Below are 25061 nucleotides of genomic sequence, written 5' to 3'. Positions count from 1 at the left end.
GAAATGGTCATCCTGAAATCGAGAGCAGAAATTGAAGAAATGAGAAAAGCCGGCCGAATTGTCGCGGCTTTTCATCAAGCAATAGCAGGTATGATCCAGCCGGGCGTCACGACGCTCGATATCGAGTCGTTCGCGTTGCGGTTCCTGAAGGAGAATGGTGCCAAGGCGTATACAATAGGATACAACGGTTATCCGTTTGCAACATGTGCGTCTGTCAACGATGTCATTGCGCATGGTTTTCCGAACGGGAAGCCGCTCAAGGAAGGCGACATCGTCACAATCGACATCGTAGCGGAAGCAGATGGCTGGATCGGCGATTCGGCTTGGTGTTATGAAGTAGGCGTGGTCTCGGAAGAAGCCCGTCATTTGATGCGGGTAACGAAGGAATGTTTATATCTTGGCATCGAAAGAGCTGTTGTCGGAAACCGGATCGGCGATGTGATGCACGCGGTTCAAACACATGCCGAGCAAAACGGATTCTCGGTGGTGCGCGATCTGCTCGGTCATGGCGTAGGAAGGGAGATGCACGAGGAACCTAATTATCCCCACATCGGGAAACCGGGCAAAGGTTTCCGCTTGAAGGAAGGGATGGTTCTTACGATCGAACCGATGATAAATGCCGGAAAAGCATTAATGACGGTTGATGCCGACGGATGGACCGCTAGAACCGCTGACGGCTCGCTTTCCGCGCAGTACGAACATACGATCGCCATTACTGCGGATGGTCCGGTTATATTGACCGCGCAATAGAATTGTTTAAAGGGACGTTAAAATGTTCCGAAAAGCCACCAATGGCGATGTGTTGAAGGTATCAGAAAAGAACGCCTAATGAATTTCGTAAGAATAAAATAGAGCAGACAAAATGATCAGCTGCAATTTATAAAACGATCGGGCAGGATTGTTACAAAATGTCTTACTATCACGTCTTATCTTATAAAACGCCATGGGGGACGTTGATGGTAAAGACAAATAAGAAAATAATGATTATCCTATTTTCTACAGTACTGTGTATAGGTCTTCTGTTCGTTAGACAACTCAGTTTTCCAATAGAACATGAAGAGATAGATAAGGATGAATTAATTAATCATGTTTATATGAGTTTGCAGAACAACTTTTTAAATGAAAACTTCAGTATCTACAGTGATGAGCAATACACGTACGTTCTCTACAGATCCGATTTGAAGCATGGCGATTATATAACGACTTCATTAGATGTTCGTAAAAAGTGGGGGAAATACATCGTAGTGGGTCAGACTTCTTATGCGGCTAATGATAATCTCATTTCATTAGAAAGTATGGTTCGTTTCAACAAGATTTCAAAGGATAAGATCATTACGAAGGAAAAGCAATTTAATTAAAAAGAACAGCTTGCAATTATGGTCTCGATTAATAAATCAGTACCATCATGCAAGCTGTATTTTTTATTATAATAGGTCGCAGAGACGTATAATTAGTATTAATTCAAAGCAACTAGAATCCGACCGAGGGTTCGTGACTGCAAGATATCTTTCAAAGCATCAGGAAGTTCTTGCAGAGTTACTTCTCGGTCCATTAGAGTCTCCAGATGATTAGGTTTCAGATCAGCAGCCATTCGATTCCATGTTTTGGCGCGAGTATCACTGTCGCAGAACACGGAGTCAATACCCAAGAGACTAACTCCACGCAGAATGAAGGGCAATACCGTAGTAGGGAGGGATGCTCCTCCCGTCAAACCGCTTGCAGCTACAGCACCTCGGTAAGCAACCTGACTCAGAATTGCGGCAAGCGTAGCTCCTCCAACCGAATCGACAGCAGCTTGCCATAATTGTTTGTTTAATGGCTTATCAGACTGCCCTAATACATCTTCGCGGGAGAGGATTTCCTCGGCACCTAGCTCTTTGAGGTAATCTGCAGCCTTAGCATTTCCAGTACTAGCATTAACAGAATAACCACGTTTGGCTAGCATTGCTATTGCAGCTCCGCCTACTCCGCCAGTAGCTCCCGTCACAAGCACTTTACCTTGCTCAGGAGAAATACCGTTCGCTTCGAGACTTTGAATAGATAAAGCGGCTGTAAATCCAGCAGTTCCCAAAATCATCGCTTCCTTTAAAGTAAGTCCTTCGGGAAGCGGGACAATCCAATTAGCAGGAATACGCGCAAACTGACTGAAGCCCCCAAAATGAGAAACACCAATCTGATAACCGGTAGCGATAACAGGCTGCCCTTTAGTGAAGCGGTCATCGTTAGAGGAGACTACATAACCCGCAAGATCCACTCCTGGAACTAAAGGATAGGATTTGACGATTTTACCATCTGGAATACTGGCTAACCCATCCTTATAGTTGACACTCGAGTATGCTACTTGGATAACGACTTCTCCGGGCGGGAGGTCGTCTAATGTCAAAGGCTGAATATTAACTGAAAAAGAGGTATCCGTCTTATTGACTATGAGTGCCTGAAAAGTGTCTGGGATGTATTGATTCATTTGAGCGGCCTCCAATGCATAAAGATATCAATGTTATACAATATTTATTCTAACTAAACAACTTCCTATCTGTTGAGAGCTTTGTATGTAGTTGTGTAGCATTGTGTCAAGAATTAAGAGAGCAGTTTGCCAGAATGGCAAAATTGCTCTCTTTGCTTTTTAAATGTTGTTGTAAACCAGATAAAATCTTACTTGATTAGAGGCGCCTGAATTAAGGTCGAGAATTTAAATTGATGAACATGACCATCGTTAAAGGTCGTCTGGCCTTTTACAAAATGAACATGCTTTCCTCTTCCGACTCGGATAGCAGGACCTGTCGTTATTTTTTTCAATTTGTGAAAATGATTAAAGAAATCTGTATTGGTCAAGTCAATTTCATGGACATGGCTGTTTCCCTTCGGTATCGCCTGACCAGTAACGCCTGCGAATCGGTGATTATGACGATCATTTCCTTCTTCAGCAAGCTGAGTGCTACCCTGAAACTCATGAACATGTCGCTGTACCTTACACCAAGGCGTTGCTTTTTTGTTAATTATCGCTCTTTTTCTAACCATAATTGGCAAACCTCCTAATGATAGAACTATCATCATGGTATTAAGGAAAGGATCGAACCGTTCTAGGCTACCTCATTGATTTATTCAAGGGGTTAGATAATAGTAGGCAACCGCTGTCAGGAAAAAAAACGCAGCCTGCAAAGTATGGTGATTTAACCATTCTTGCGGCTGCGTTTTTCTATATTCCTGCTGATTGCAGGAGACGATATGACTTAGGTTTACTCTTCATGAGTAGAAAGAATTGGTATTCAAAATGAATGCCGAATTGGTTATTAACCGAAGTTGCCAACTACGCTAAAATTCAAGACAAGGATCAGCGGGAAGGAGAGAGATTAACTGCTTGTGACAAAATGTCAATGCCCTGTCTAATCTGATCTTCAGTAAGGTTAGCATAGCCGAGGATGATTGTAGGACGAGCCGGCTTATGTAGAGCAAAGTAATCCGTGGCCGGATAGATTTGTATACCTCCTGCCAGGCTTGCACGCTGAATGTGTTGAACGTCCAGTTCCGATTCCAATTCAATCATAAGATGAAGACCAGCTTCAGCTCCATGGACTGTCACCCGCTTTCCGAAAGCTTGTTTCAAGACATGTACCAAACATGATCGCCGCGCAGCATAGATCCTGCTCATTTTGTGAATATGTCTAGCATATTTGCCTGTTGTAATGAATTTTGCCAGCGCTTCCTGCTCAAGAACAGGACTTAACCGATCCGTAATCCATTTTACAGCCATAAATGCCGGCTTCAAATAAGGGGGAAGAACGACATAGCCGAGCCGCAATGATGGAAACAGAGATTTGCTGAAGCTGCCGATATGAATGACGTTACCGGCAGGGAGCAGCCCGGCGAGAGAAGATTGTTTATTGCCCTCATAACGAAACTCACTATCGTAATCATCCTCAATGATTAGTGCATGATGGGTGTTTGCCCATTCCAGCAATTGCAGGCGGCGTGCAAGCGACATGGTGACACCAACCGGAAACTGGTGAGATGGGGTAACATAGACCAGCTTGGGCGGCTTTGCTTTCCTCGTCGTGCGTTCATTGATTTGCTCCACACATAGTCCATCGCGATCTACAGGAACGGGAATAACTTCTGCACCGGAATAGGCAAAAAGATCACGCAGCACGATATGCGCCGGATCCTCAATAACGACCTGATCTCCTTCTTGCAGCAGCACCCGGGTTAAAATATCTAGAGCTTGTGTGGCCCCAGTTGTAATTATTATATGGTCCGGGTCGGCATGTAGGGAGCGTGTGTGGCGCAATAAAGCTGCAATTGCTGTTCTCAGTGCAAATGACCCTTCAGCGGCTGCATAGGTCAAGTGTTCGGGGGTGGACTGCCGACAAGCCTCCGTGAGGCATTTCGCCCATTGCCCCATAGGAAATTGATCCCAAGCGGGTATTCCGTGCTTGAAATCAATGATTGGCCGGGGTTGCACACTGGCAGTCGAAGCCCATAAGGGCAGATCAGCTCGCTGCATCAATCCGTGAACCTTGTCGTTAAACTCGCCGTTATAAGTCTCGCAAGCTTTATTGGATGGTGTTGTAATTGGCTTGGGTGGTGCGTTCACGCAAGTTTTGGCACCTTGCTGCGATAGGATAAAACCTTCACTTTGCAACTGGCTGTATGCTTCCAAGACAACGGTTCTGGAAACACCAAGCTGTTCGGCAAGCACTCGCGAAGGGGGGAGCGCAGTCCTGTGCGGAAGCAGGCCTGTAATAATCGCATGCCGCAACTGCTCGTAGATCTGTCTATATAAAGGAACTGAAGCATCGTTATCTATGCGAATCAGAATTTCTGAGATCAAGCGAGTTCACTCCAAACAGCAAAGTTTAGCTACATTTTAGAAATTATATCACAGCTTGTGGAAGAAGGAGGAAATTAGATGCAAATCATGCTAATACTAGCTCATCCCAAGAAGGGGAGCTTTAACCACGCCATCGCAGAGCGAATTCATGATGGTTTGCAGAGGTTGGGGCATTCAGTATGGTACCATGATCTTTATGAAGAAGCGTTTGATGCTGTATACAGGTTCGAGAAGGCAGATCAAGAGGATGTTCTGGTGCAGATGCATCGTGACCAGCTTATAAGCTGTGACGGGCTTATCATTGTGCATCCCAATTGGTGGGGGCAGCCTCCCGCTATATTGAAGGGATGGATCGACAAAGTGCTCGTAGAGGATGTGGCTTACGGCTTCGATCCAGACGATAACGGCAGCGGCGTTCCTGTTGGCCTGCTTCGCGCAAAGCAAGCGCTTATTATTAATACCTCCAACACACCGCTTGAACGCGAACAGACCGTATTTCAAGACCCGCTTGAGATGATATGGAAAAATTGCGTGCTGCATTACTGCGGCATTGAAAATGTGGAGCGGAAAGTATTCCGTGTTATTGCGGACAGCACGTATGAGGATAGAAGGGCATGGTTAGAAGAGGCAGAAAGTATGGTACGGCAGTATTTCGTATAGCAGTGGTACATGCTTGTATATTGTCTCAGGCTCAGAGAAACAATGAAAAAGCCCTTCGTCTAAAAAAGACGAGGGGCTTTTAAAACCCCATGATTCATCTTAGCGTTAATTTGACATTATATTTGGATCCATTTTTATATCATTAGTTCATCTTTCCTTCCAGTAATTTAATCGTATTCCCATAAAGCTGTAGAGCATTTTCTCTGTCGAATGTTTTCTTCGTTAGACTGACTTCTTTTCGCTGAATATAAGCCGTCAAATGATTCTTTGGAGGATTGTCCATCAATTCTATAATCGGAAGGACGGCTTTATCGACCGGTTTACCGACGATTTTGACAAGTTGCTTCGCGAAAAACCTAGCGACTGGATTTTTAATGGCATTCATCATACCATCAGTCGCTACAGCCCAAGGATTGAAGAGAACGTACTTGATCTTTTTAACCGTATCTTTGTTCGTAAAAGCAACACCAAGCAAATCATTTAACCGGCTGCCATGAAATCCGGCTTTAGAGCCGTTATAATTATTTTTGTTTTGGATATCATTTAGATCAACTGAACCCTTCATGCCTGGTGCACAAACGTTAACAATAACGGGCGATTCAGCTTTTTCTAATACTTCTTTCAGTCCGAAACTAAGAATAAATCTGCTTAAATAGGCCAACGCGAAGTTAAATTCAAATCCTTCTTGCGTTTGCGTATATTCTTTTTTAATCGTGTGACTGGTTGCAGAGAACACGACCATATCGAGGGATTCAACCTTGTTCTTTATTTCCTCAATCATACGCAGGTTCTCTTTAACTAAACTCAAATTCGCTTGAAGAAATATCGTTCGATCTTCTGCTCCTAATTGTTTCGCTTCGTTTAAGAATAGCTTGCCTTTAGCTATTGAACTGCCTACAACCATTACTCGATAGCCCTTTTTTAAATAATGAGAAGCTACCCCTTTCCCGATTCCATCTGTTCCGCCTGTAACCAGTATTGTTTTCATTATCTTTACCTCCCAGTCTATTTTGTTGTAGGCCGATCTATAATCCTTCATGAACTCCTTAAATGTGATATATTAAATAAACGTGTGTTGCTTTAACGAATATACAACCAATAGGTGAGTGGAACAACCAACAATAAGACGGGGATGTCGCTATAGCAACATTAATGAAAAATTGTCGAGCTGGGCTGAACAGGCGAATGAAGAGGTGAATGAAGTGGGGACAAAAGTCAGAAATCTAAGGATGACTCGAACAAAGCAGTCTTTGATTGATGCTTTTATTAAACTAATAAATGAAAAGGACTTTGATAAAATAACAATTGCGGATCTAACAGAAGGGGCTCAAGTGAATCGAGCTACTTTCTATGCGCACTTTAATGATAAATATGATTATTGGACTATCTCGTAGGAGATACGGTCTCGACTGCTATCTTAAATCGAACGAAAGGCAAAGTGGCATTCAATCAAGAGAGCCTTATTCAACTTGTCTTGGCAATATGCGATTTCTATCAACAGCCAAATGTCGATTGCCGCATAAGCTATATAACCTTGGTTGTGCCGCAATTGCAAGACAGAGCTATCTCGGAATTAAAAGCTTATTTGTTGAAAGCCTTACACTCTCATTGTTCTGAAGATGAAGTAGTTCTTTACTCAGCTATCATTGCTCAGATGATTCATGAAGGTGCATCTCAATGGGCTTCTGGGAATACAGCTTTAGACAAAGAGGGTATTGCCAAGAAGGTTGCCTTATTCGTTCTTAATGGTTTTCATTATTTGATTTTGGAGTAAGAGGTGATCGTTTATATGGGTAACACGATTTGGTTATCTGACAATTACGATGAAAACATTGTTGAGTCACTCTCTATGTCCAATACAGCCACTAGTGTTCTTTTAGAAGTACTGGCACTAAGTGGTTCTGACTTAGCGGTAACAGAAAGAGAGAAAGAATTTATTGTTTGGTTGAATCAACGGGATCAATCCGTTGTAGGTATTGGGACTGTAGGATTTAGCATTAGTGAGATGCCTTGGATGAAAAGAGATTTTAACGAATTAAAAAGATTTTTGTTGTCTGTGATTGATGGTGCAATAAACAAACACAGATGGGAACAATTAAATTACATCCCAAATGAGGACATAGTAGTAAGGAATTTAAATCATATGCGTTTATTAATAAACAATTTTAAAGAAGAATTTGTAGATGAAAGCCATTATATTTATTGGTCGACATAGACGAGTTAGATGAGGAACCTACAATTCCGTATGGTTTCCCTCAATGTTCTAAGCATAAAGTTATTCTATCTTGCCATGGTTGCTTATTTTGTAATAACGATAGGTAGCGGTCCGATAAATTTTTCTTATTTTGGAATCTTCTATTGATTTATTACAAAGGGTTATGCTTAACTGGAAGAGTGAATTGTATTTTTGCTTTTCTGCGATGGGAGAGGTTTTAAATGACTGCTTATATGGTATTGGTGGTTTTAACTTAACCGAATATCGGGCATAGTAATTTCCAATCTGTGATTATAGCTTGGAATGAGAGAAAACGGGAATATCACCCGTATATTTCGCTGTGCCGTAAACAGTAACCTTTCGTGAATACTGCTGTTAGCGGGATACGATGAAGTTCGTATCCCTTTTTGATTATAAGCCAACTTTTTGGCTTTTCGCCGCGAAACAGCAGCTTCTTAGGAGGCTGCTTGTTCGCGGTATTTTTATGTCTAAACGATGTTAAAAAAACGATTGGGGGACTTCATATTGAGAGAAATAAAAGCAGAAACTCTGATACAGGTTTTAAGTAAAATGGTGGGTACAACAATAATCTTCGTCGATTCTCAAACCGAACAATTACATGGCGGTACAGTGGGTGATGTGCAGCTTGTAACGGGCACTGCCCAAACCACTGACGGCGGGAAATTACCCTTTAAAATCGTTTCTAAAGTGCAGAAGAAATTCGAACGCTACGGCGATCCCGATTCATGGCGTAGGGAATATGATCTTTATAAGTCCAATTTCGGCGCTCTGTTCTCCGAATCATTCCGTTGGCCTGAATGTTATCACGTCGAGATGAATGAAGAAGAAAACGAAATACAGATTTGGATGGAATACATGGACGGGGGCATATCGGGTTTAGACTTGACTGGTGATATGTATGAACGCGCAGCCGAGGAATTAGGAAGGTTCCAAGGCAAGTTGTATGCCGAGCAGCCGGCTTTTTTACAAAACCTGACCAACCTGAGCAAAGTGGAGTATATGAAGAATTTCTATCTTCATTATCGGTCATGGAACAGAGTATACGATTACATTCGCTCCGATGATTGCGAAATTCCGAAACACATATGTAAAATGCTTATCGACATTGATGAAAGTGCAGACGAAATATTCAACCGTGTTGAAAAGCTGCCCATCGTGCTGTGCCACAGGGATTTTTGGGTGGCAAACCTATTCTATTCAGATGGTAAAATCATTGCCATCGATTGGGATACCGCGGGGTGGGGCTATTTAGGTGAAGATTTGGCAAGTCTTATCGCGGACGAAGCCGATATTGAACACATGGTAGAATACTACCGTAGATGTATCCCGGCGTATCACAAGGGCTTTTCGGAATATGCTGATATTTCACACATAACGGATAACTGCGTTTATGAGATGATTCTTCTAATGTTCGGATACAGGCTTGTAGAGTGGTATATGGACGGAGGATCGGGTAACAAACTCCAAGAAACGGATGATGAAAGAACGTTGCACATTCAAACCTTGCAAAAAATCTATGAGTTGAGGAATGAACAATGATTCCTCTGACAAAAATGTCGAGGGACAAGAACATACAATGTTTAAAGTCGCATAGTTGCGGCTTTTTTTTGTTTTAACGATATATTTTCTCGAATCAAACATGAAAACCTAGCAGAAAACCCTCTTTATTACTTGGCATAAAAACACTGTATTCGGCATTCCACTATTGCTATGGATGATCGGGAGCACTCGAAAGCGGTGGAAAAAATCCGACGAGCTGTAATTTCGCGAGAAAAATCACTCTCCAATTCGATATTTTGCATAAAGGATGGTCAATTGTCCAAACCTATAACGAAATTAACTTCCAACAGGAAAATGAGGAATGTTACTTAATGACAAACAACTACGATAAAGGAATTACGGGCTTATTATTGGTTGACCCCTATAATGATTTCTTATCTCCGGAAGGTAAAGCTTATCCTCGTCACAAAGAAATATCGGAATCCGTAAACCTGCTCGAACATCTAAAAACGATTGTTGATAGGATTCGAACAGTCGGTATCCGTGTTTTTTATGTTCCCCATCACCGATCTGAACCGGATGATTTCGATACTTGGTTGTATCCAAATCCTAATCAAGTCAGAGCCAAAAAATCACAAATATTTGCAAAAGGTACTTGGGGCGGGGAATTCCATCCCGATTTTCAACCTCAAAAGGGCGACGTGATTATCAAAGAGCATTGGTCTAGCAGCGGATTTGCGAACACGGACTTGGATCATCAACTGAAAATGCATGGCTTACAAAAGATAATTGTTATTGGTTTGTTAGCCAATACTTGCATCGAAGCGACCGCACGCTTCGGCTCGGAGCTGGGTTACCATGTTACTCTGGTTAAAGATGCCACAGCCGCTTATAGTAAAGAGGCTATGCACTCGGCGCATGACGTTAATGGGCCTACGTTTGCTCACGCTATATTAACAACGGAAGAACTTCTCGCTCAACTGTAAACGAGTTAACGGTGAAAACATCACTATAAAGTGGAGGCTTATTTATGTCCAAGATGCGCGAAGACCTAACTCTCGCAAAATCGAGCTTTAGTCACATCATCGATGTTCCGGTGGAAAAAGTCGATATCGGACAATGGATGTTTTCGCTTTCCGAGGCCGAATATCAACGTTGCTGTCCCCCGGACCATATTGCCGTAGGAACAACCACGACGGAAGACGGACGACCAATGTCGATAAACGTGGAAAAAATCGGCACCAGTCTCTCAATCCAGCATTATGTCGGAGAGATCGTCGAAAAGCATAAATGCCGGATGGTCTCTACAACTGATATCTTTATTACGAACGAACAGCGAACTCAAATGAAAGTGATTTGGGAGCTAAGCGTAAAACCCGTAAACGCCGATCAAACCGAATTTACGAATTTCGTGGTGACCCACCCATCGGAACATTTATTGAGTATTTTTGAGAATCAGGGACTTACCTTTGAGCAGGCGTCCGCGTCCCGACAAAAAATATCGGAAGATCATAACAGACGAGAGGCGCCACTTTTCGCAGAAAGCATTGCACGCGCTGCACGTGGGGGCAGTGCATAAGATATTAGGAGTTTAGAATCATAAGAGGATCGTAAAAAGACTGTCATCTAACTCTGATCAGGGGTAATGAGAACAGTCTTTTTGCACGTTCACATACCTTCACTCATCATCAAGTGAGGAAAATTTATGTTATAATCGTCATGATAATGAAATTATGCCTTGATGAAGGGAAGGAAAACCTCAATGCAACAAGATGAGAAATTCATAAAAGGAGGCCCTCTTTCCTGGAAGCTCTTTTTCGGGCTCAAGCTCATATTGGGCTTGCTCGTCTCCAGTGTTTTTTATTTCGAGACGTCAATTGAGGCCTTTTGGCGATTTAGCTTTCTCGTATTTTCGGTTGCAGTATTCCTACTCGTTAATCTGTTCTATTCCAGAGCAGAGAAGCGAAAAAAATGGCTGTTTCACCTGCTAATCCTGGATTTTCTGGTATCCGCAGCTTATGGTTACATTTTTATCGGCGGACATTTCCCGAATCAACTGTTTGTCGGGATCACGGCATTGGCAATTCTCATGTTTTTTAATAATTTCCGCATGCTTATTATCACTTGTATTTTTTTGCTGATCCTCTACCTGGTAACGATGGGCAGTGTAGATTGGTATTTGTATAAGCAGTTTGACAGCATGAGCTACTTCATTACCTGCTCATTCATTATATTCGCGGGCATTGTCAGCACGCTGATCCATTTCTATCAGAAGGCGCGCAAGGATACACTCAATTTATACGAACAGTTGATGGAGTCTCATGAGCGCCTTCAGGAGTATGCAATCAAAGCAGAAGAATGGGCAGCCTCTAGGGAGCGTGTACGGATTTCCCGCGATATTCATGATACGGTCGGCCATACGTTGACGAGCCTAATTGTGCAAATGCAGGCTGCGCGCAAGCTGAGCCATATAGATGCCGAGCGAAGCGAGAGTGTTTATCTGGAATGCGAGGATTTGGTACGCTCTGCTCTTCAAGAGGTCCGTCTTGCAGTACGGACGATTAGGGATGAACCCGTCCAATCGATGTTTTTGCATGAAAGTTTGGATAAGCTATCGGCGGAATTCACGAAATTTGCGCAGGTTGCGACCCGTTTTGAGGTCGAAGGCAGCGCTGTGCCGCTGCCGGGCGAGCTTCAGCTTGCTGCATACCGCATCGTACAGGAATCGCTCACGAATGCCAAGAAGCACGCCGATGCAGAACATGCACGCATTCAGATTGTTTATTCGGAAGGCGGTTTCTCGCTGTGCGTCAGTAACGATGGTGACGTGCCAGATGCAATTAAGCCGGGCTTCGGATTATTGAATCTGCAAGAGAGGGTAAAGGAATGGAATGGCCGAGTATCCTTCGGGAAGGATGACCTTATGCGGTTTGCGGTACAGGCGAACATTCCTTATCCAAATACAGAAACGGGGGTAGCGCTCTATGAGAGTCCTGGTAGTTGACGATCAGCGGCTCATGCGGGAGGGTCTGGCGACCATCCTCAATTTAGAGCCTGGTATGGAAGTGGTTGGAACGGCCGTCGACGGACGAGATGCGTATGCTAAAGTAACAGAACTGCGGCCGGATGTTGTTTTAATGGATATTCGTATGCCAGGCATGGACGGAGTGGAAGGCGCTGAACTGATTCTCAGACATTTCCCCGAGACGAAAGTATTGATTTTAACCACATTCGATGACGCCGAGCTTATTCTACAAGTATTGGAGAAGGGTGTACACGGCTACTTACTGAAGGATATGCCTTCCGAGGCTATCGTCAGCGCCATTCAGACAGTATACAATGGAGGGTCAGTACTTCAGCCTGATATTACGGCCATGCTACTGAAGGAATTGAAGAAGATGCCGGCAGCCCCGTCCATGCAGACCCCACTGCAGAATGCGAATGACGATAAAACGCTTGGAAGTCTGACAGATCGGGAAAAGGAGATTCTGGCTTTATTGGGACATGGCCTGAATAATAAGGAAATTGCCGACCAGCTGTTTATTTCAGAAGGGACGGTCAAAAACCATGTATCCAGTCTGATGGCAAAGCTCGGGCTACGCGACCGAACGCAGGCGGCGGTATTCTCGGTCCGTCACTTTAAGTAACCGGATAGCATGACTTTTGGCAGGGGGATGAAAATTCTCCTGTCAGATCGTTAAAAAAACAGGTAAGATTGCATGAAATTCATGACAACCCGCACATTTGTTGCGGGTTTTTTCTTGTTAAAATTCAGAATAAGAAATGTGAGGGAAGATATCCCTGATCCCAAACCGATCTAATCCTTTCTAGAAAAGACTAAAGTAGTATTTGTTTCAAATCGCCCAATTATAAGGAGGTAGCTGAATTGAAATTCAAAAATCCTCGATATTTCTTATTACCTGTTGCTCTTGCTGTTGTCATGGTCTATTACTTCTTCAATGCACCTATAAAACCCACAATGATGATGGAGGGACATAAATCTATGAATATCGCTCATGCGGGTTCCGCAGCAACATATGAAACCGCAGTTTTTGCAGGAGGCTGTTTCTGGCAGTTCCAGCCTTACTTTGAGGACCTTAATGGCGTCCTGAACGTGTCGACTGGTTATACCGGTGGGCATACCCTGAATCCGACCTATAATGAAGTGTCCTCAGGAGATACCGGACATCTCGAATCTATAGAAATCCGATATGATCCGAGCCAGATCTCGTATGACAAGCTGCTCCAGGTGTTCTGGCGCAGCATTGACCCTACAAATGCAAACGGCCAGTTTGACAACATCGGCCCCCAGTATCACACAGCTGTGTTCTACAAAAGCAAGGAGCAAAAAGCCGTCGCTGAAGCTTCTAGATATGCACTTGCTGCCTCCGGAAAATTCGACAAGTCGATTGTAACCGAGGTTGTCGCTGCAACAAAATTCTACCTGGCGGAAGACGAGCATCAGGACTACTATAAGAAAAAACCATTCCTTTTCAAGCTTGCCCAGATCGTTTCGGGGAGGGATGCCTTTTTGAAGCGTACCTGGGGAACTGACCAGGCAATAACTGTAGCAAATCCAGTGGACAACGAAAAGGTCTTCAACAAAGCGGAGAGGCTGAAATCATTGACTCCTCTTCAATACGATGTGACTCAGAAAAACGCAGATGAGCCTCCGTTCAAGAATGAATATTGGGCTAATGAGCAAGAAGGTATATACGTGGACATTGTTTCCGGTGAGCCGCTGTTCAGCTCCAAAGACAAATTCGATGCCGGAACAGGTTGGCCTAGCTTCACACAGCCGTTAGACAAGGAGCACGTTGTGCTTAAAGAAAAAGGCAGCTTGTTCTGGACGATAACTCAGGTCAGAAGTCGAGATGCCAATTCCTTCTTAGGTGATTTGTTTGAGGATGGTCCTGGGCCTACAGGGCTTAGATATTGCATCAACTCGGCAGCTTTAAAGTTCATTCCGAAAGATGAACTTGAAGCCAATGGCTACGGCGTGTATACCGTACAATTTGACTAACAGAGACAAATGAGGGTGACCACAACACAGGTTAACTATTATGAGGAGGCATAAAACATGAGAACAGATTTTATTTTCGATATTTTAAAGAATCGTCACAATCAATTCGTAGAGTTGGTTGCTCAATGTCCGGAGGACAAGCGTAATCTTGTACCGAAAGGCTTCAAGAACAGCATTCATTGGCATGTTGGTCATGTGCTTACTGTGACAGAATTCCATGTATTCGGCCTTTCGGAATTCGCACTGAATAAGACGCTTCCTGCAATTTACCAGTATTTTTTCGCTTATGGAACGAAGCCTGCCGACTGGGAAGGCGAACCGCCTGCATGGGAAATACTGATTGACCAATTAAGGAAGCAGCCAGATGAAATTCGAATACTGCTGGAGAACAAGTTGGACGCACGGGTAAAGGATAACTTTTTGAAAGCCGAGACGTTTGGCGAACTGATTCTATCCACGGTATTGCATGCGACCGATCACATTGGTTTTGTTACTGCCATGCTGAAGACATTGAAATAAACTTCTTATTATAATCCATGCCAGCAGTTCAAAGGGGACTTTGGACTGCTGTTTTTGATCATCCATATGAGGCAAGGTCTATAAGGGACTTTACGGGGGATAACTACATGAAAATACTAACAAAACCAAAGACAAGACAATGGCGATTCACTATCCGGAATAAATTGCTTGTCATCTCATTCGCAATCCTGATCATTCCGGCATTGCTTGTAGGAAGCATAAGCATCTGGGTTTCAGCACGTGAAAGTGACGTGCAGACAGAGACTAATCTTCGAAACACGGTTCATATGGCTGCGGAACTTATCGTTTCGCTCGATTATGCTGTAAAAAAAGGAACATTACGCCAGGAAGAGGCACAGGAGAAGATGAAGCAATTGCTTCTTGGACCCATACAGCCGGACGGTACACGTACAATCAACACAAGTATAGATATTGGCAAGCACGGGTATTTTTTTATTTTAAACGACCAGGGTGATTTGATTGCCCATCCGACACAGGAAGGGGAGAGTTTCTGGGACAAGCAGACAATTGACGGGTTTTATCATATCCGGGATATGCTACAGAAGGCGCAGAAGCCGGGTGGTGGAGTTACCGTATACAGGTGGCCGCTGCCAGACTCGAAGGCAAACGCGATGAAAATAGCCTATTCGCTGAGGGAACCAAACTGGGGATGGACAATTGTAGCTGGTTCATATATCAAGGATTATAACGCAGGGCAGCAGCATATTGTACAAGGTACTGTATATACGCTGCTCAGCTCTATTGCAGTCGGCGGTATTATCGTTATCCTGTTTGCGATGCGGCTTACTAGACCGATTATCCAGTTGACACAGCAAGCCAAACAGGTTGCCTCGGGCGACTTGTCACAGAAAGTGAATGCCATACATAGCCGGGATGAAATTGGTGACCTGTATGCCTCCTTCCAGATCATGCACAGCCGATTAAGAGAGCTCACGCAGGGGCTGCTGTCCCATGCTGATGCCCTGTCATCCGCCTCTAGTGATTTGTCCGCAACCTTCGGGGAGACGACAGCGGCCACAGACCGAATTTCCGCATCCGCACAAGAAGTGGCCTTCAGTAATGAAACGCAAAAAAGTAGTCTGCAAGAAAGCACCTATGCTATGGAGGAACTGTCAGCCAGCGCACATCGCATCGCATCCACCTCATCGACAGCCTTTGAGGCTTCACAGGCTACCTTAAGCCATGCCGAGAACGGAAACAGGATGATCGCACAGTCAGCAGAGCAAATGCTTGCCGTATCTACAACGGTGGGAGACCTCTCACTGATCGTCAATCAGTTGAACGAGCGGTCGCATCAGATTGGCGAGATCATTGAGGCGATGACGACCATTTCGTCGCAAACCAATCTGCTGGCGTTGAATGCAGCGATCGAGGCTGCACGGGCTGGTGAGGAGGGAAAAGGTTTTGCAGTTGTTGCGGATGAGATCAGGAAGCTGGCGGAGCGCTCTAGGAAATCTGCAATGGAGGTTACTGAGATGATTCAGACAATTCTCGCCGATATTAATAAAGCTGCCACTGCTATGGAGCAAGGCGAGCGAGAGGTTCAGGCTGGCGTTGATTCCATCCAGCGCTCCGGAGAGGCATTTCAAAGAATTCTGCTCGCAACACGCAGTGCTGCGTATCACGTACAGGAGACCTCTGCTGCGGCTGAACAAATTTCCGCAAGCTCCCAAGAGTTCAATGCTTCCCTGCAGGAGATCGACCACATGGCTATTCGTTCCAACGATCTGGCACAAGCGATATCCAGCGCCACAGCTGGCCAGCTCGCAGCTATGGAAGAAATCTCCGCATCAGCGGACTCGATGAGTCGGATATCCGATGAAATGCTTCTGCTCGTGAAGCGGTTCAAGCTGTAGGGTAGCAACTGAGAGGAACTTGATTTAAAGCTGGTACGAGTATTAAGAAATGTAATTTAGCAATTTAAAAAGTAAAGCTGCCGGTCCAAGTTGAGCCGGCAGCTTTATCGCGTTGTATGAGCTAAAAAGTCATCCTGTTTTAGACTCTTTGAATTCCGTTATTTTTCAAAAAGCTAAGCATTAGCTCTCCAATTTCAAGCGCATGGGTTTCTAATGCAAAGTGCCCTGTATCTAATAAATGAATCTCCGCTGCGGGTAAATCCTTTTTAAAAGCTTTGGCACCTTCCGGAATAAATGATACATCATTCTCACCCCATACTGCCAATAAGGGCGGCTGATATTGTTGGAGATACTTTTGAAATTGCAAGTACAATCCTACATTGCTTTGATAATCAAAAATTAAATCTAATTGTTTTTCATCATTTCCTGTTCGTGACATATAAGCAATATCAAGAGTATAGCCATCTGGAGAAACGCTGTTCTCTTTTGTCCCCTGAGTGTATTGATTCATGATCGTGTTTGGGGCAAATGCTGTTCGATAACTTTCTCTTTTTTCGAAAGTAGGGTTATTCCAATATTCTTGTCGTGCTGCCCATTTTTCACCTAATCCTTCATGATAAATGTTTCCGTTTTGGCTTATTATTGCTGTTACACGCTCTGGACGATGCATGGCAATACGAAAGCCAATAGGGGCTCCATAATCAAAGACATATAAAGCATATTTAGTCAGCATGAGCTTATCGATAAAAGACTCAATAATCTCAGTAATATGGTCAAACGTATATTGAAAATCTTCTCTGTCAGGTGATGATGTGTTCCCGAAACCTGGATAATCAGGAGCAATTAAATAATAATCTTCTTCCAAAACGGGTATTAGATCTCTGAACATATGACTAGCAGATGGAAATCCATGAAGCAATAAAATAACTGGTTTATCTGGATTACCAGCTTTACGATAAAACACTTCTAAACCTTCGATCTCTATTGAATGATAAGTCGTCATATTTTTGCCTCCTATTTAACTATGATTAGTCTCCACAGTCCTACCTAAATGGCTTTGCCTTCTATTATGATACATCTTGCTTGTTATCATGCATAATACAGAAATCAGATATCAAATATCTTTATTTCAGATATCTAATCATCAAAGCAATCTTGGACTGAATTTTTTTTCTTACATTAGGCAAAATAAAATCATTAAATTTGACAATATCGAGGTGTTTTAGTGAGTCGTTTTAGTCGTGGCTATTTTAGAAAAAATGAAAAATTGAATAAAACGAAAAGCACTGAACTGGAGGAAGAATTAGAAAGAGAGTTTACTTCGGATATTGATCAGAACGAGAAAATTTTTAAAGAAACGTTTCAGGATTGTTCTGACGTACAATTTCGAAGGGTGGAGGTAAATCACCATAATCATTTTCTAATTGTCTACATAGACAACATAATTGATAAAAAGATGCTTGAAGAGTATGTAATTAAACCAATACTGACAAGCTTAAGAAATGAAAAAGTTGTAAAGGAAGAGGGAGTGCTTACAAGTGAGATGCTCCCTATTTGTGTATCGGACAGTTCAACAAAAGTAACACAGTTGGTTCGTAACGTATTAGAGGGGGAAGTTGCAATTCTAATACCAGGCAACAAAAATGTGATGAGTTACTCAATTCCAGATATACCGAAAAGAAGTCTTGATGAGCCTTCGTCGGAGCCGGTTATACGCGGTCCAAAGGACGGTTTCATTGAACATATTTCTACAAACATCAGTCTGATACGTACCAGACTCAAAACTTCCAAATTAAAAGTAGAATTTATTACTGTAGGAAGGCATTCACAGACTCGAATTGCCATTTCATACTTAAAAGACACTGCTCAAGAAAAATTAGTCGATGAAGTTAGAAAAAGATTGAATTCCATTCAGTTGGACGGAGTACTTGACGCAACCTATATTGAAGAATGTATTGAAGATCAACCGTATTCACCATTCCCCCAAGTTCATAGCACAGAACGTCCAGACGTAGTGGTTGCTGAATTGCTGGAAGGAAAAGTGGCCATTCTTGTTGATACTACTCCATTTGTTCTTGTTGTTCCGATGACTTTTTGGACAGGGCTTCAGGCAAGTGAAGATTATTATACACGTTGGCCAGTCGCTACTTTTGTTCGATTGATTCGTTTCATATTTATTAATTTTGCGATTTTTGCTCCTCCGCTATATGTAGCTATTACGACCTTCCATCAGGAAATGATACCCACGAATCTTGTGCTGAGAATTGCAGCTTCGAGGGAAGAAGTCCCTTTTCCAGCGATGGTTGAAGCTTTATTTATTGAGATCATATTTGAAGCCTTACGAGAAGCTGGAATTCGTTTGCCGAAACAGATCGGTCAAGCTATAAGTATTGTTGGAGGACTAGTAATTGGACAAGCGGCGGTCCAGGCAGGTCTTATATCTGCCCCGGTTGTGATTATAGTCTCCATTACTGGAATTTCAATGTTTACAATTCCTCGATATAGTTTTGCGAATGGGATTCGATTACTTCGTTTTCCAATGTTATTCTTAGCGGGGGCAATGGGTCTCTATGGCATTGTTCTAGGAGTACTAGGTATCGTGTTGCACATGACTTCTCTTCGTTCATTTGGGGTTCTTTATTTTTCTCCAGTCGCTCCACTTAAGTTTCCAGCGATGAAGGATATTTTTATAAGAATACCAGCTTGGGCGAAATTCCGGCGCGTGTAGGAGGAGTAGGAATAAGAGATGAGAACGCCCAAATGGATTGTACTGTTTACTTTCATCATTCTTTGCGGATGTTGGGATCGAACGGAAATCAACGATCTTGCTTTTGTTACAGGTACATCCTTAGACCTGTTGGAAGATGGCACTATGAGCTGTTCCCTTCAAATCGCTATCCCCACAACTACTGAAACAGGGAACAGTACTAAAGATAACGAGAGATTTTTCATCATTTCCGCAGAGGGGAAAAACGGAAATGAGATTCATCAAAAACTTCAAAAAAAGATTTCGCGTACATTGTTTCTCTCACATCGGAGCATTATTTTTATTGGTGAACGTTTAGCAAAGCATGGAATTAAAGACGCACTTGACATTTTTACTCACGATCCTAGGAATCGTTTAAAGACCTACATCATGATTGTAAAAGGAGAAGAAGGGCGGAGTATTTTACAAATAAATTATCCTTTAAAGCAATTAACCATCGAAGCTGTAAAGGAAATAGGATTATCAGGAGAGGATTTGGCAGTTACACTGCGTGATTTTTTTATTTCATCTGTAAGTGAAGGCGTTCATCCTGTTGTAGGGGGAATCGAACCGGATATCCACTCAAAAGGTACAAAAAATCAAAATTTTAATCTGACGGGCGCCGGTGTTTTTAAAGATTATAAATTATTAGGATTCCTGAATGAAAAAGAAGCATTAGGGATGATGTGGCTTACGGACAAGCTGAAATCCGGTAGAATTACAGCAAATTTACCTAAATACAATGGAGAGGTTGGAATGAGATTAATCCATGCAAACCGCAAAATAATAATGCAGACTATGGACGATACTGTGAAATTTAAAGTTCAACTTGAAGGTGAAGGAAGCCTCATTGAAAATACTACGGGATTGAATATAAATGAACCGAAGGACTTGAAGATCGTAAAGAGTGCATTAGAAGATGCGACCAAGAAGCAGGTTCAAAATTCTTTATTCAAGATTCAGAAGAAATATAAAGTGGATAGCATTGGCTTTGGTCGCGAAGTGCATAAGAATAATCCTGAGAAATGGGCTGTATTGAAAAAACAATGGGATGAAAATTTTCCAGAAATAGATATATCGCTTGATGTTAAGTTGGTAATAAAGGGAACAGGAATGGTAAATTCGTTCTTGGAACTGCCAGAGAAGGAGAACGAAAAATGATTATGGTTAAATTAGGAACTGTTGTTATTCTGATGTCGAGTTGGTCGATTTATAAAATACATGGATTTCTAAACCGAAATCAGTTTAAATTGGCTGTTTTATATGGTTGCTTGATGGGGATGTGTATCATTTTATGTGCTCTCCAAATTGCACAAGTAAATATACCTAGCACAGCAACGATTGCAAGAATTATCTTCGAACCCATCGGGAAATTCATTTTAAAGCAATGGAACTAACGTGGTAACTTCCTCCAAAATCTCTTTATCGTATCGATAATCAGAAGCGCAAGAGGTAAGAACAATTGTGTCAAAAGTGAATAGCTTGGATAAGTGTACTTCAAATAATTATTTAGATCAGTGGAGTAGTTTATAAAAACTGAAACTGATCCAAACACGGATAATATAGTTACTGGAAGTACGAAATTTTTGTAATTTTGAACGTTGAAAAGATGACATATACTTAGGCAGATAATAAAGAAGGTCAGAGATATTTTAATAAAACTACCCATAACCCATATAGCTACCGCTAAAGCCTCTACACGTTCAAAACTTCCTTGCAAGCCAATAAATTGAATAACGCTTAACATTGGAAAAGTCAATTTATCGGATAATGGCCCAAAGATCATGATTAAAGGTAAAACAGTCACTGCAAAAAGCGCTGAAATGAGAATTAATCCCAAGAAGGAAGCTTTAATGGATTTTCTTTGTTTCTCTAGATAAGGATAAAGCCAACTTAAAATAAAAAACTGACTTAAATATGCCGCTGGAAATAGGGAACCCTGAAGGATTGGAACCATTCCTTCACTCATAATAGGCCGGAGCAGCTCAGGATCGGATTTAGCGAAGAGGAGCATCACAAGTGGAATCAACAAAAAAAGCATGACTAAAGCAAGGAACTCATTGCTTCTTGCGATAGATCCGAGTCCCATATAAGCGGCTATACCGCATAAAAGTGCCAATGAAAGACTGACAATGATTGAAGGAGTCTTTGGAAGCAAAATGGTACTAATAAATTGGATATGTTGATTAAGAATGATGAAATCAAAGTTAATCCAATAATAAATGAGGTATAACCCCAAGCACCTTCCAAGCCACTTGCCTATAATATGTGAACTGTACTGCATGATAGTTTGATCAGGGTATCGTTTCGACAAAGTTATCATTATCCAAATATTTAATGTTCCGATCAAAAAAGAAGGGAAAATAGTTATCCAAGCATCTTGCTTTGCAATTTCGGAGATCATACTTGGTATAACTAAAATAATTGTAGGAGCTATAAAGGAAAAAAGTAATAAGCTTAATTGACTCGTCGATATTTTTTCCATTGGTTTCATGGGAGTGCTCCTTCAAAAAATATACATCATTTATTCCCACTATTGACCGTTCGTATACCATTTTTGGAAATTAAATCTGATGTTTGACAGGATACCTATTAAAAGATAGAATGCAGACATGAATAAAAATAAAAATACAGCAGAAGTGATTCTAGATACTGCTCAGTCCATTGTGCAGGAACATGGGTTTAACGGTTTCAGCTATGCACACATAGCAAAACAAGTAGGGATACGAACCGCAAGTATCCATTACTATTTCCCTAATAAGGAGGATCTTGGAGAAGCGCTGATTGAGAGGTATCACAGAAATTTTATTTCTTTCATTGCTCAAATTGATGCCGAAACAGGGAATAATCTAGAAAAATTGCGTAAGTTTATACTGCTTTATAGTGACCCAGTCAAACATTATTGTACTTGTATGGGTGTCATGCTTTCCACTGATTTAGCTTCTTTATCAGGTAAAACACAAGAAGGAATAGCACAGTTGTTTTCTAGCAATTTGGAATGGTTAAAACGAGTGTTGGATCAGGGACGGAGTGAAGGTCATTTAAACTTTACTGGTTCTACAGATGTGCTTGCGCATCAATTTCTTGCTTCACTTCAAGGAGCACAGTTATTAGCAAGAAGTTTTCGGGATCAAAATAGGTTTCATATGATTGCTGAGGGACTAATATCCGCTTTAATTTAGATATAAGCGGATATTTTTACACTCATTATCTATCTTTTAATAAATAGAAAAATTCCAAAACAAACTGAATTTATGGTTGACATTTTATCTATTAAAAGATAGAATTTCAACACAAGAACAATGATTCAACGTTCCATATTGGAGCTATCAAGGATACTTGCCTGCTTGTTCTTGAATAAGCAATGTAATATTTTTTTTGAACTTTATCTACCTATTAGTAGATAGATTAAATTCAGAAAAGGAGGTGGGAAGAGGTGCTATACGAGCTGCGAATTTATTATATTCTTCCAGGTAAGATGAAGATTATTCAAGATAGATTCAGAGATCACGTTATCCAGTTATTTATGAATCATAACATGAAAATAACGCATTTTTGGGAAGATTCTGATGATGGGAACAATCGTCTATATTACGTGGTTGAGCATGAAAATATGGAAATGCGTAATCTTAACTATGATCGTTTTCGTAATGATCCTGTATGGATTGAAGTAAAGAGAGTTTCTGAGCTTGATGGAGCTTTAATTGAAAAGCAAGAAAGTATTTTCATGAAAGATGTATCTTTTTTTAAGAATAAATAATTCAAATAACAATGATGAATGGAGCTAATATAATGAAAACTTTAGTAATTGTTGCTCATCCTAATATGGAAGCATCCAACTGGCATAAATCATGGGTGAAGGAATTGCAAAAACATGATGATATTACGATACATGAATTGTATAAAACATATCCGGACGAGAACATTGATATTTCAAAAGAGCAGCAACTAATTGAGTCGCATGACCGGATTATTTTCCAGTATCCGATTTTCTGGTACAGCACGCCGTCACTGTTGAAAAAGTGGTTTGACTCCGTACTGCAATATGGCTGGGCTTTTGGTCCGGAAGGAACAAAGACAGCAGGTAAAGAAATCGGCGTCGCGACTTCGACCTTCGGTACAGCAGAATCGTACCAAGCGACTGGATTCAATCGCTTTACTTTACAAGAAATTTTGCGACCGATGGAAGCATTGGCTCATTTTATTAGTGCCTCGTATCTTCCTCACTATTCAATAAATGACACTTCCGATATTACGGAAGAAAGATTGGTACAAAGCAGTATAGATTACGTTCAGCACATTAAAACGGTAAAGCCGGTTGTGGTTGAATAATGAAAAATTTGATCATAGATGTTTTCATGGATACGATTTGCCCATGGTGTCGCATGGGAACAGCCAGCCTGCGAACTGCTTTGAAACAATTGCCTGAAGGCACTGAGGCAACCATCCGTTGGCATGCTTTTCAGCTTAACCCTGGTATTCGTCCTGAAGGAGAAGATTATCGGGAAGTTATGATTGGTCGTTTAGGCGGTACTGCACAGTTCGAAGCGAGAATGAAGCAGTACAACGATTATGGAGCTCATTTCGGTCTTACATTTAATATGGATACCGTAAAATATACACCCAATACGACACTGTCTCATCAGTTAATTGCTATTACTCCAGAAGAGTTGCAAGAGCAACTGATTGAGAACATGTATACGGCTTACTTTGAAAAAGGCATTAACATTGGTGATGTCAATGAACTTACGGAGATAGGAAAAGCCAGTGGAATTGTTGATGATCCCTCTGAACTCAAAATTCGTCTTTTGAACGGCGAGGGTCTTGAAAAAGTGGAGTCAGGTCAAAGTGACGCTCAAAAGCTAGGAATCAGAGGGGTTCCTTACTTTATGGTAAATAACGAGATCAAGCTATCTGGTTTAAAATCTCCCGATGAATTTATTCAAGTATTTCAAAATATTTAAACTTCAATTAATGGAGCGATGGGCTATGAGTTTTTTAAAAAAACTATTTAATAAGGAGACCTCACAAATGTCTAAAAAAGTGAATTTAGCGGTAATCTACTACAGTTCCAATGGTACAAACTTTCAGTTGGCTCAATGGGCGGCGGAAGGTGGCCGTAAAGCAGGGGCAGATGTGAAAATTCTAAAAGTAGCGGAAACAGCGCCACAGTCCGTAATTGATGGCAGTCCGTCTTGGAAAGCGCATCTTGAAGAAACTAAGAACATTCCAACAGTATCTTTAGCAGACTTGGAATGGGCAGATGCGATCATCTTTAGCATGCCTACTCGATTCGGCAATCTTCCAGCTCAAATGAAGCAATTCCTGGATACAACAGGTGGTCTTTGGGCTCAAGGCAAAACGGTGAATAAAGTTGTAAGTGCAATGACTTCCGCTCAAAATCCGAATGCTGGACAAGAACAAACGATCCTTCAACTGTACACTTCCATGTACCACTGGGGTGCGATTGTTGCAGCTCCAGGATTTACGGACCCCTCTGTATTTGTAGCTGGAGGCAATCCTTATGGTACAAGTGTAACAGTAGATCAAAACGGAGCTATGAAGGAAGACGTACGTGCTGCTGCCGAGCATCAAGCAAAACGCACTGTAACGATTGCGGGATTGGTAGTAAACGGTTTAGGACAATAATAAATAGATAAACATAAAGGAGT

The 25061-nt window shown here is 41.9% G+C and carries 28 protein-coding genes; 22 read left to right on the top strand and 6 right to left on the bottom strand.

Translation table 11 applies throughout. The features are described from left to right. Positions 1-3 precede the first annotated feature (3 nt). Positions 4-750: a type I methionyl aminopeptidase gene (gene map, locus ACFVTB_RS01810; protein ID WP_387744248.1), complete on the top strand. Its 747-nt coding sequence runs from the start codon at positions 4-6 to the stop codon at positions 748-750. 206 nt (positions 751-956) lie between these two features. After that, positions 957-1358: a hypothetical protein gene (locus tag ACFVTB_RS01805; protein WP_387744245.1), complete on the top strand. Its 402-nt coding sequence runs from the start codon at positions 957-959 to the stop codon at positions 1356-1358. Positions 1359-1456: 98 nt separating this feature from the next. Here ACFVTB_RS01805 and ACFVTB_RS01800 read toward each other — a convergent pair whose 3' ends face one another. From ACFVTB_RS01800 to pdxR, 3 genes are all read right to left on the bottom strand, one after another. After that, positions 1457-2464, bottom strand: a complete 1008-nt coding sequence (locus ACFVTB_RS01800) for an acrylyl-CoA reductase family protein (RefSeq protein ID WP_387744242.1) — start codon at positions 2462-2464, stop codon at positions 1457-1459. 188 nt (positions 2465-2652) lie between these two features. Continuing rightward, positions 2653-3018, bottom strand: a complete 366-nt coding sequence (locus ACFVTB_RS01795; protein ID WP_387744240.1) for a YmaF family protein — start codon at positions 3016-3018, stop codon at positions 2653-2655. A 313-nt stretch (positions 3019-3331) separates the two neighbouring features. Then, positions 3332-4828, bottom strand: a complete 1497-nt coding sequence (gene pdxR, locus ACFVTB_RS01790) for a MocR-like pyridoxine biosynthesis transcription factor PdxR (RefSeq protein ID WP_387744237.1) — start codon at positions 4826-4828, stop codon at positions 3332-3334. A gap of 78 nt (positions 4829-4906) precedes the next feature. Here pdxR and ACFVTB_RS01785 point away from each other — a divergent pair, with 78 nt between their 5' ends. Beyond that, the gene (locus ACFVTB_RS01785) at positions 4907-5488 is read left to right on the top strand and encodes an NAD(P)H-dependent oxidoreductase (RefSeq protein WP_387744234.1); all 582 of its coding nucleotides are present in this window, start codon (positions 4907-4909) and stop codon (positions 5486-5488) included. Between the two features lie 142 nt (positions 5489-5630). On the opposite strand, the gene ACFVTB_RS01780 is transcribed toward ACFVTB_RS01785, so the two are convergent. Next, positions 5631-6476, bottom strand: a complete 846-nt coding sequence (locus ACFVTB_RS01780) for an SDR family NAD(P)-dependent oxidoreductase (RefSeq protein ID WP_387744231.1) — start codon at positions 6474-6476, stop codon at positions 5631-5633. A gap of 118 nt (positions 6477-6594) precedes the next feature. On the opposite strand from ACFVTB_RS01780, the gene ACFVTB_RS01775 reads away from it, so the two are divergent. From ACFVTB_RS01775 to ACFVTB_RS01725, 11 genes are all read left to right on the top strand, one after another. Beyond that, positions 6595-6882 carry a TetR/AcrR family transcriptional regulator gene (locus ACFVTB_RS01775; protein ID WP_387744228.1) on the top strand — a complete coding sequence of 96 codons (288 nt, stop codon included), beginning with the start codon at positions 6595-6597 and terminating at the stop codon, positions 6880-6882. A 44-nt stretch (positions 6883-6926) separates the two neighbouring features. Further along, positions 6927-7262, top strand: a complete 336-nt coding sequence (locus ACFVTB_RS01770; RefSeq protein WP_387744226.1) for a hypothetical protein — start codon at positions 6927-6929, stop codon at positions 7260-7262. Between the two features lie 15 nt (positions 7263-7277). Beyond that, positions 7278-7703, top strand: a complete 426-nt coding sequence (locus tag ACFVTB_RS01765) for a hypothetical protein (RefSeq protein WP_387744223.1) — start codon at positions 7278-7280, stop codon at positions 7701-7703. Between the two features lie 570 nt (positions 7704-8273). Then, positions 8274-9263: an aminoglycoside phosphotransferase family protein gene (locus tag ACFVTB_RS01760; protein ID WP_387744909.1), complete on the top strand. Its 990-nt coding sequence runs from the start codon at positions 8274-8276 to the stop codon at positions 9261-9263. A gap of 332 nt (positions 9264-9595) precedes the next feature. Continuing rightward, a complete protein-coding gene (locus ACFVTB_RS01755) occupies positions 9596-10210 on the top strand; it encodes a cysteine hydrolase family protein (protein ID WP_387744220.1) in 615 nt (204 codons plus the stop codon). Positions 10211-10254: 44 nt separating this feature from the next. Next, positions 10255-10803, top strand: coding sequence for a hypothetical protein (locus ACFVTB_RS01750; protein WP_387744217.1), 549 nt, complete (start codon positions 10255-10257; stop codon positions 10801-10803). A gap of 183 nt (positions 10804-10986) precedes the next feature. Next, positions 10987-12228, top strand: coding sequence for a histidine kinase (locus tag ACFVTB_RS01745; protein WP_387744215.1), 1242 nt, complete (start codon positions 10987-10989; stop codon positions 12226-12228). Next, a complete protein-coding gene (locus ACFVTB_RS01740) occupies positions 12209-12871 on the top strand; it encodes a response regulator (protein ID WP_387744212.1) in 663 nt (220 codons plus the stop codon). Before ACFVTB_RS01745 ends, ACFVTB_RS01740 begins: the two co-directional genes overlap by 20 nt. Before the next feature lie 356 nt (positions 12872-13227). Beyond that, positions 13228-14247, top strand: coding sequence for a peptide-methionine (S)-S-oxide reductase MsrA (gene msrA / locus ACFVTB_RS01735; protein ID WP_387744906.1), 1020 nt, complete (start codon positions 13228-13230; stop codon positions 14245-14247). Between the two features lie 57 nt (positions 14248-14304). Beyond that, positions 14305-14766: a DinB family protein gene (locus ACFVTB_RS01730; RefSeq protein WP_387744209.1), complete on the top strand. Its 462-nt coding sequence runs from the start codon at positions 14305-14307 to the stop codon at positions 14764-14766. A 107-nt stretch (positions 14767-14873) separates the two neighbouring features. Continuing rightward, positions 14874-16643 carry a methyl-accepting chemotaxis protein gene (locus ACFVTB_RS01725; protein WP_387744206.1) on the top strand — a complete coding sequence of 590 codons (1770 nt, stop codon included), beginning with the start codon at positions 14874-14876 and terminating at the stop codon, positions 16641-16643. A 139-nt stretch (positions 16644-16782) separates the two neighbouring features. Here ACFVTB_RS01725 and ACFVTB_RS01720 read toward each other — a convergent pair whose 3' ends face one another. After that, on the bottom strand, positions 16783-17646 hold the full coding sequence (locus tag ACFVTB_RS01720; RefSeq protein ID WP_387744203.1) for an alpha/beta fold hydrolase: 864 nt from the start codon (positions 17644-17646) through the stop codon (positions 16783-16785). 222 nt (positions 17647-17868) lie between these two features. Between ACFVTB_RS01720 and ACFVTB_RS01715 the strand changes: the two genes are divergently transcribed. The 3 genes from ACFVTB_RS01715 to ACFVTB_RS01705 are packed head-to-tail and all read left to right on the top strand — an operon-like array spanning position 17869 to position 20786. Beyond that, on the top strand, positions 17869-19371 hold the full coding sequence (locus ACFVTB_RS01715; RefSeq protein ID WP_387744200.1) for a spore germination protein: 1503 nt from the start codon (positions 17869-17871) through the stop codon (positions 19369-19371). An 18-nt stretch (positions 19372-19389) separates the two neighbouring features. Beyond that, positions 19390-20550: a Ger(x)C family spore germination protein gene (locus ACFVTB_RS01710; RefSeq protein WP_387744197.1), complete on the top strand. Its 1161-nt coding sequence runs from the start codon at positions 19390-19392 to the stop codon at positions 20548-20550. Beyond that, on the top strand, positions 20547-20786 hold the full coding sequence (locus ACFVTB_RS01705) for a hypothetical protein (RefSeq protein WP_387744194.1): 240 nt from the start codon (positions 20547-20549) through the stop codon (positions 20784-20786). The genes ACFVTB_RS01710 and ACFVTB_RS01705 overlap by 4 nt, the downstream gene beginning before the upstream one ends. Here the strand turns inward: ACFVTB_RS01705 and ACFVTB_RS01700 are convergent. After that, positions 20783-21883, bottom strand: coding sequence for a GerAB/ArcD/ProY family transporter (locus ACFVTB_RS01700; protein WP_387744191.1), 1101 nt, complete (start codon positions 21881-21883; stop codon positions 20783-20785). The two genes, ACFVTB_RS01705 and ACFVTB_RS01700, sit on opposite strands and share 4 nt — an antisense overlap. Positions 21884-22001: 118 nt before the next feature. Between ACFVTB_RS01700 and ACFVTB_RS01695 the strand changes: the two genes are divergently transcribed. From ACFVTB_RS01695 to wrbA, 5 genes are all read left to right on the top strand, one after another. Continuing rightward, on the top strand, positions 22002-22571 hold the full coding sequence (locus tag ACFVTB_RS01695) for a TetR/AcrR family transcriptional regulator (RefSeq protein ID WP_387744188.1): 570 nt from the start codon (positions 22002-22004) through the stop codon (positions 22569-22571). A 254-nt stretch (positions 22572-22825) separates the two neighbouring features. Next, positions 22826-23149, top strand: a complete 324-nt coding sequence (locus tag ACFVTB_RS01690) for an NIPSNAP family protein (RefSeq protein WP_387744185.1) — start codon at positions 22826-22828, stop codon at positions 23147-23149. 32 nt (positions 23150-23181) lie between these two features. Beyond that, positions 23182-23721 carry an NAD(P)H-dependent oxidoreductase gene (locus ACFVTB_RS01685; protein ID WP_387744182.1) on the top strand — a complete coding sequence of 180 codons (540 nt, stop codon included), beginning with the start codon at positions 23182-23184 and terminating at the stop codon, positions 23719-23721. Next, complete coding sequence (locus tag ACFVTB_RS01680; protein ID WP_387744179.1) at positions 23721-24353, top strand: DsbA family oxidoreductase; 633 nt, start codon at positions 23721-23723, stop codon at positions 24351-24353. The genes ACFVTB_RS01685 and ACFVTB_RS01680 overlap by 1 nt, the downstream gene beginning before the upstream one ends. Positions 24354-24378: 25 nt before the next feature. Continuing rightward, the gene (wrbA, locus tag ACFVTB_RS01675) at positions 24379-25038 is read left to right on the top strand and encodes an NAD(P)H:quinone oxidoreductase (protein ID WP_387744176.1); all 660 of its coding nucleotides are present in this window, start codon (positions 24379-24381) and stop codon (positions 25036-25038) included. Positions 25039-25061: the final 23 nt, after the last annotated feature.

Source organism: Paenibacillus sp. NPDC058071 (assembly GCF_042885235.1).
Taxonomy (GTDB): domain Bacteria; phylum Bacillota; class Bacilli; order Paenibacillales; family Paenibacillaceae; genus Pristimantibacillus.
The sequence above is the reverse complement of the archived record's forward strand: the minus strand, read 5'-3'. Positions and strand labels throughout refer to the sequence as shown.

Excerpts from the sequence above, each read along its gene's own strand:
- ACFVTB_RS01695 (WP_387744188.1), top strand. The coding sequence starts at position 22,002 with ATGAATAAAAATAAAAATACAGCAGAAGTGATTCTAGATACTGCTCAG.
- ACFVTB_RS01765 (WP_387744223.1), top strand. The coding sequence starts at position 7,278 with ATGGGTAACACGATTTGGTTATCTGACAATTACGATGAAAACATTGTT.
- ACFVTB_RS01785 (WP_387744234.1), top strand. The coding sequence starts at position 4,907 with ATGCAAATCATGCTAATACTAGCTCATCCCAAGAAGGGGAGCTTTAAC.
- map (WP_387744248.1), top strand. The coding sequence starts at position 4 with ATGGTCATCCTGAAATCGAGAGCAGAAATTGAAGAAATGAGAAAAGCC.
- ACFVTB_RS01740 (WP_387744212.1), top strand. The coding sequence starts at position 12,209 with ATGAGAGTCCTGGTAGTTGACGATCAGCGGCTCATGCGGGAGGGTCTG.
- ACFVTB_RS01795 (WP_387744240.1), bottom strand. The coding sequence starts at position 3,018 with ATGGTTAGAAAAAGAGCGATAATTAACAAAAAAGCAACGCCTTGGTGT.
- ACFVTB_RS01805 (WP_387744245.1), top strand. The coding sequence starts at position 957 with ATGGTAAAGACAAATAAGAAAATAATGATTATCCTATTTTCTACAGTA.
- ACFVTB_RS01725 (WP_387744206.1), top strand. The coding sequence starts at position 14,874 with ATGAAAATACTAACAAAACCAAAGACAAGACAATGGCGATTCACTATC.
- ACFVTB_RS01680 (WP_387744179.1), top strand. The coding sequence starts at position 23,721 with ATGAAAAATTTGATCATAGATGTTTTCATGGATACGATTTGCCCATGG.
- ACFVTB_RS01720 (WP_387744203.1), bottom strand. The coding sequence starts at position 17,646 with ATGACGACTTATCATTCAATAGAGATCGAAGGTTTAGAAGTGTTTTAT.
- msrA (WP_387744906.1), top strand. The coding sequence starts at position 13,228 with ATGAATATCGCTCATGCGGGTTCCGCAGCAACATATGAAACCGCAGTT.
- ACFVTB_RS01800 (WP_387744242.1), bottom strand. The coding sequence starts at position 2,464 with ATGAATCAATACATCCCAGACACTTTTCAGGCACTCATAGTCAATAAG.
- wrbA (WP_387744176.1), top strand. The coding sequence starts at position 24,379 with ATGAGTTTTTTAAAAAAACTATTTAATAAGGAGACCTCACAAATGTCT.
- ACFVTB_RS01705 (WP_387744194.1), top strand. The coding sequence starts at position 20,547 with ATGATTATGGTTAAATTAGGAACTGTTGTTATTCTGATGTCGAGTTGG.
- ACFVTB_RS01755 (WP_387744220.1), top strand. The coding sequence starts at position 9,596 with ATGACAAACAACTACGATAAAGGAATTACGGGCTTATTATTGGTTGAC.
- ACFVTB_RS01750 (WP_387744217.1), top strand. The coding sequence starts at position 10,255 with ATGTCCAAGATGCGCGAAGACCTAACTCTCGCAAAATCGAGCTTTAGT.
- ACFVTB_RS01730 (WP_387744209.1), top strand. The coding sequence starts at position 14,305 with ATGAGAACAGATTTTATTTTCGATATTTTAAAGAATCGTCACAATCAA.
- ACFVTB_RS01685 (WP_387744182.1), top strand. The coding sequence starts at position 23,182 with ATGAAAACTTTAGTAATTGTTGCTCATCCTAATATGGAAGCATCCAAC.
- ACFVTB_RS01745 (WP_387744215.1), top strand. The coding sequence starts at position 10,987 with ATGCAACAAGATGAGAAATTCATAAAAGGAGGCCCTCTTTCCTGGAAG.
- ACFVTB_RS01760 (WP_387744909.1), top strand. The coding sequence starts at position 8,274 with ATGGTGGGTACAACAATAATCTTCGTCGATTCTCAAACCGAACAATTA.
- ACFVTB_RS01710 (WP_387744197.1), top strand. The coding sequence starts at position 19,390 with ATGAGAACGCCCAAATGGATTGTACTGTTTACTTTCATCATTCTTTGC.
- ACFVTB_RS01780 (WP_387744231.1), bottom strand. The coding sequence starts at position 6,476 with ATGAAAACAATACTGGTTACAGGCGGAACAGATGGAATCGGGAAAGGG.
- ACFVTB_RS01700 (WP_387744191.1), bottom strand. The coding sequence starts at position 21,883 with ATGAAACCAATGGAAAAAATATCGACGAGTCAATTAAGCTTATTACTT.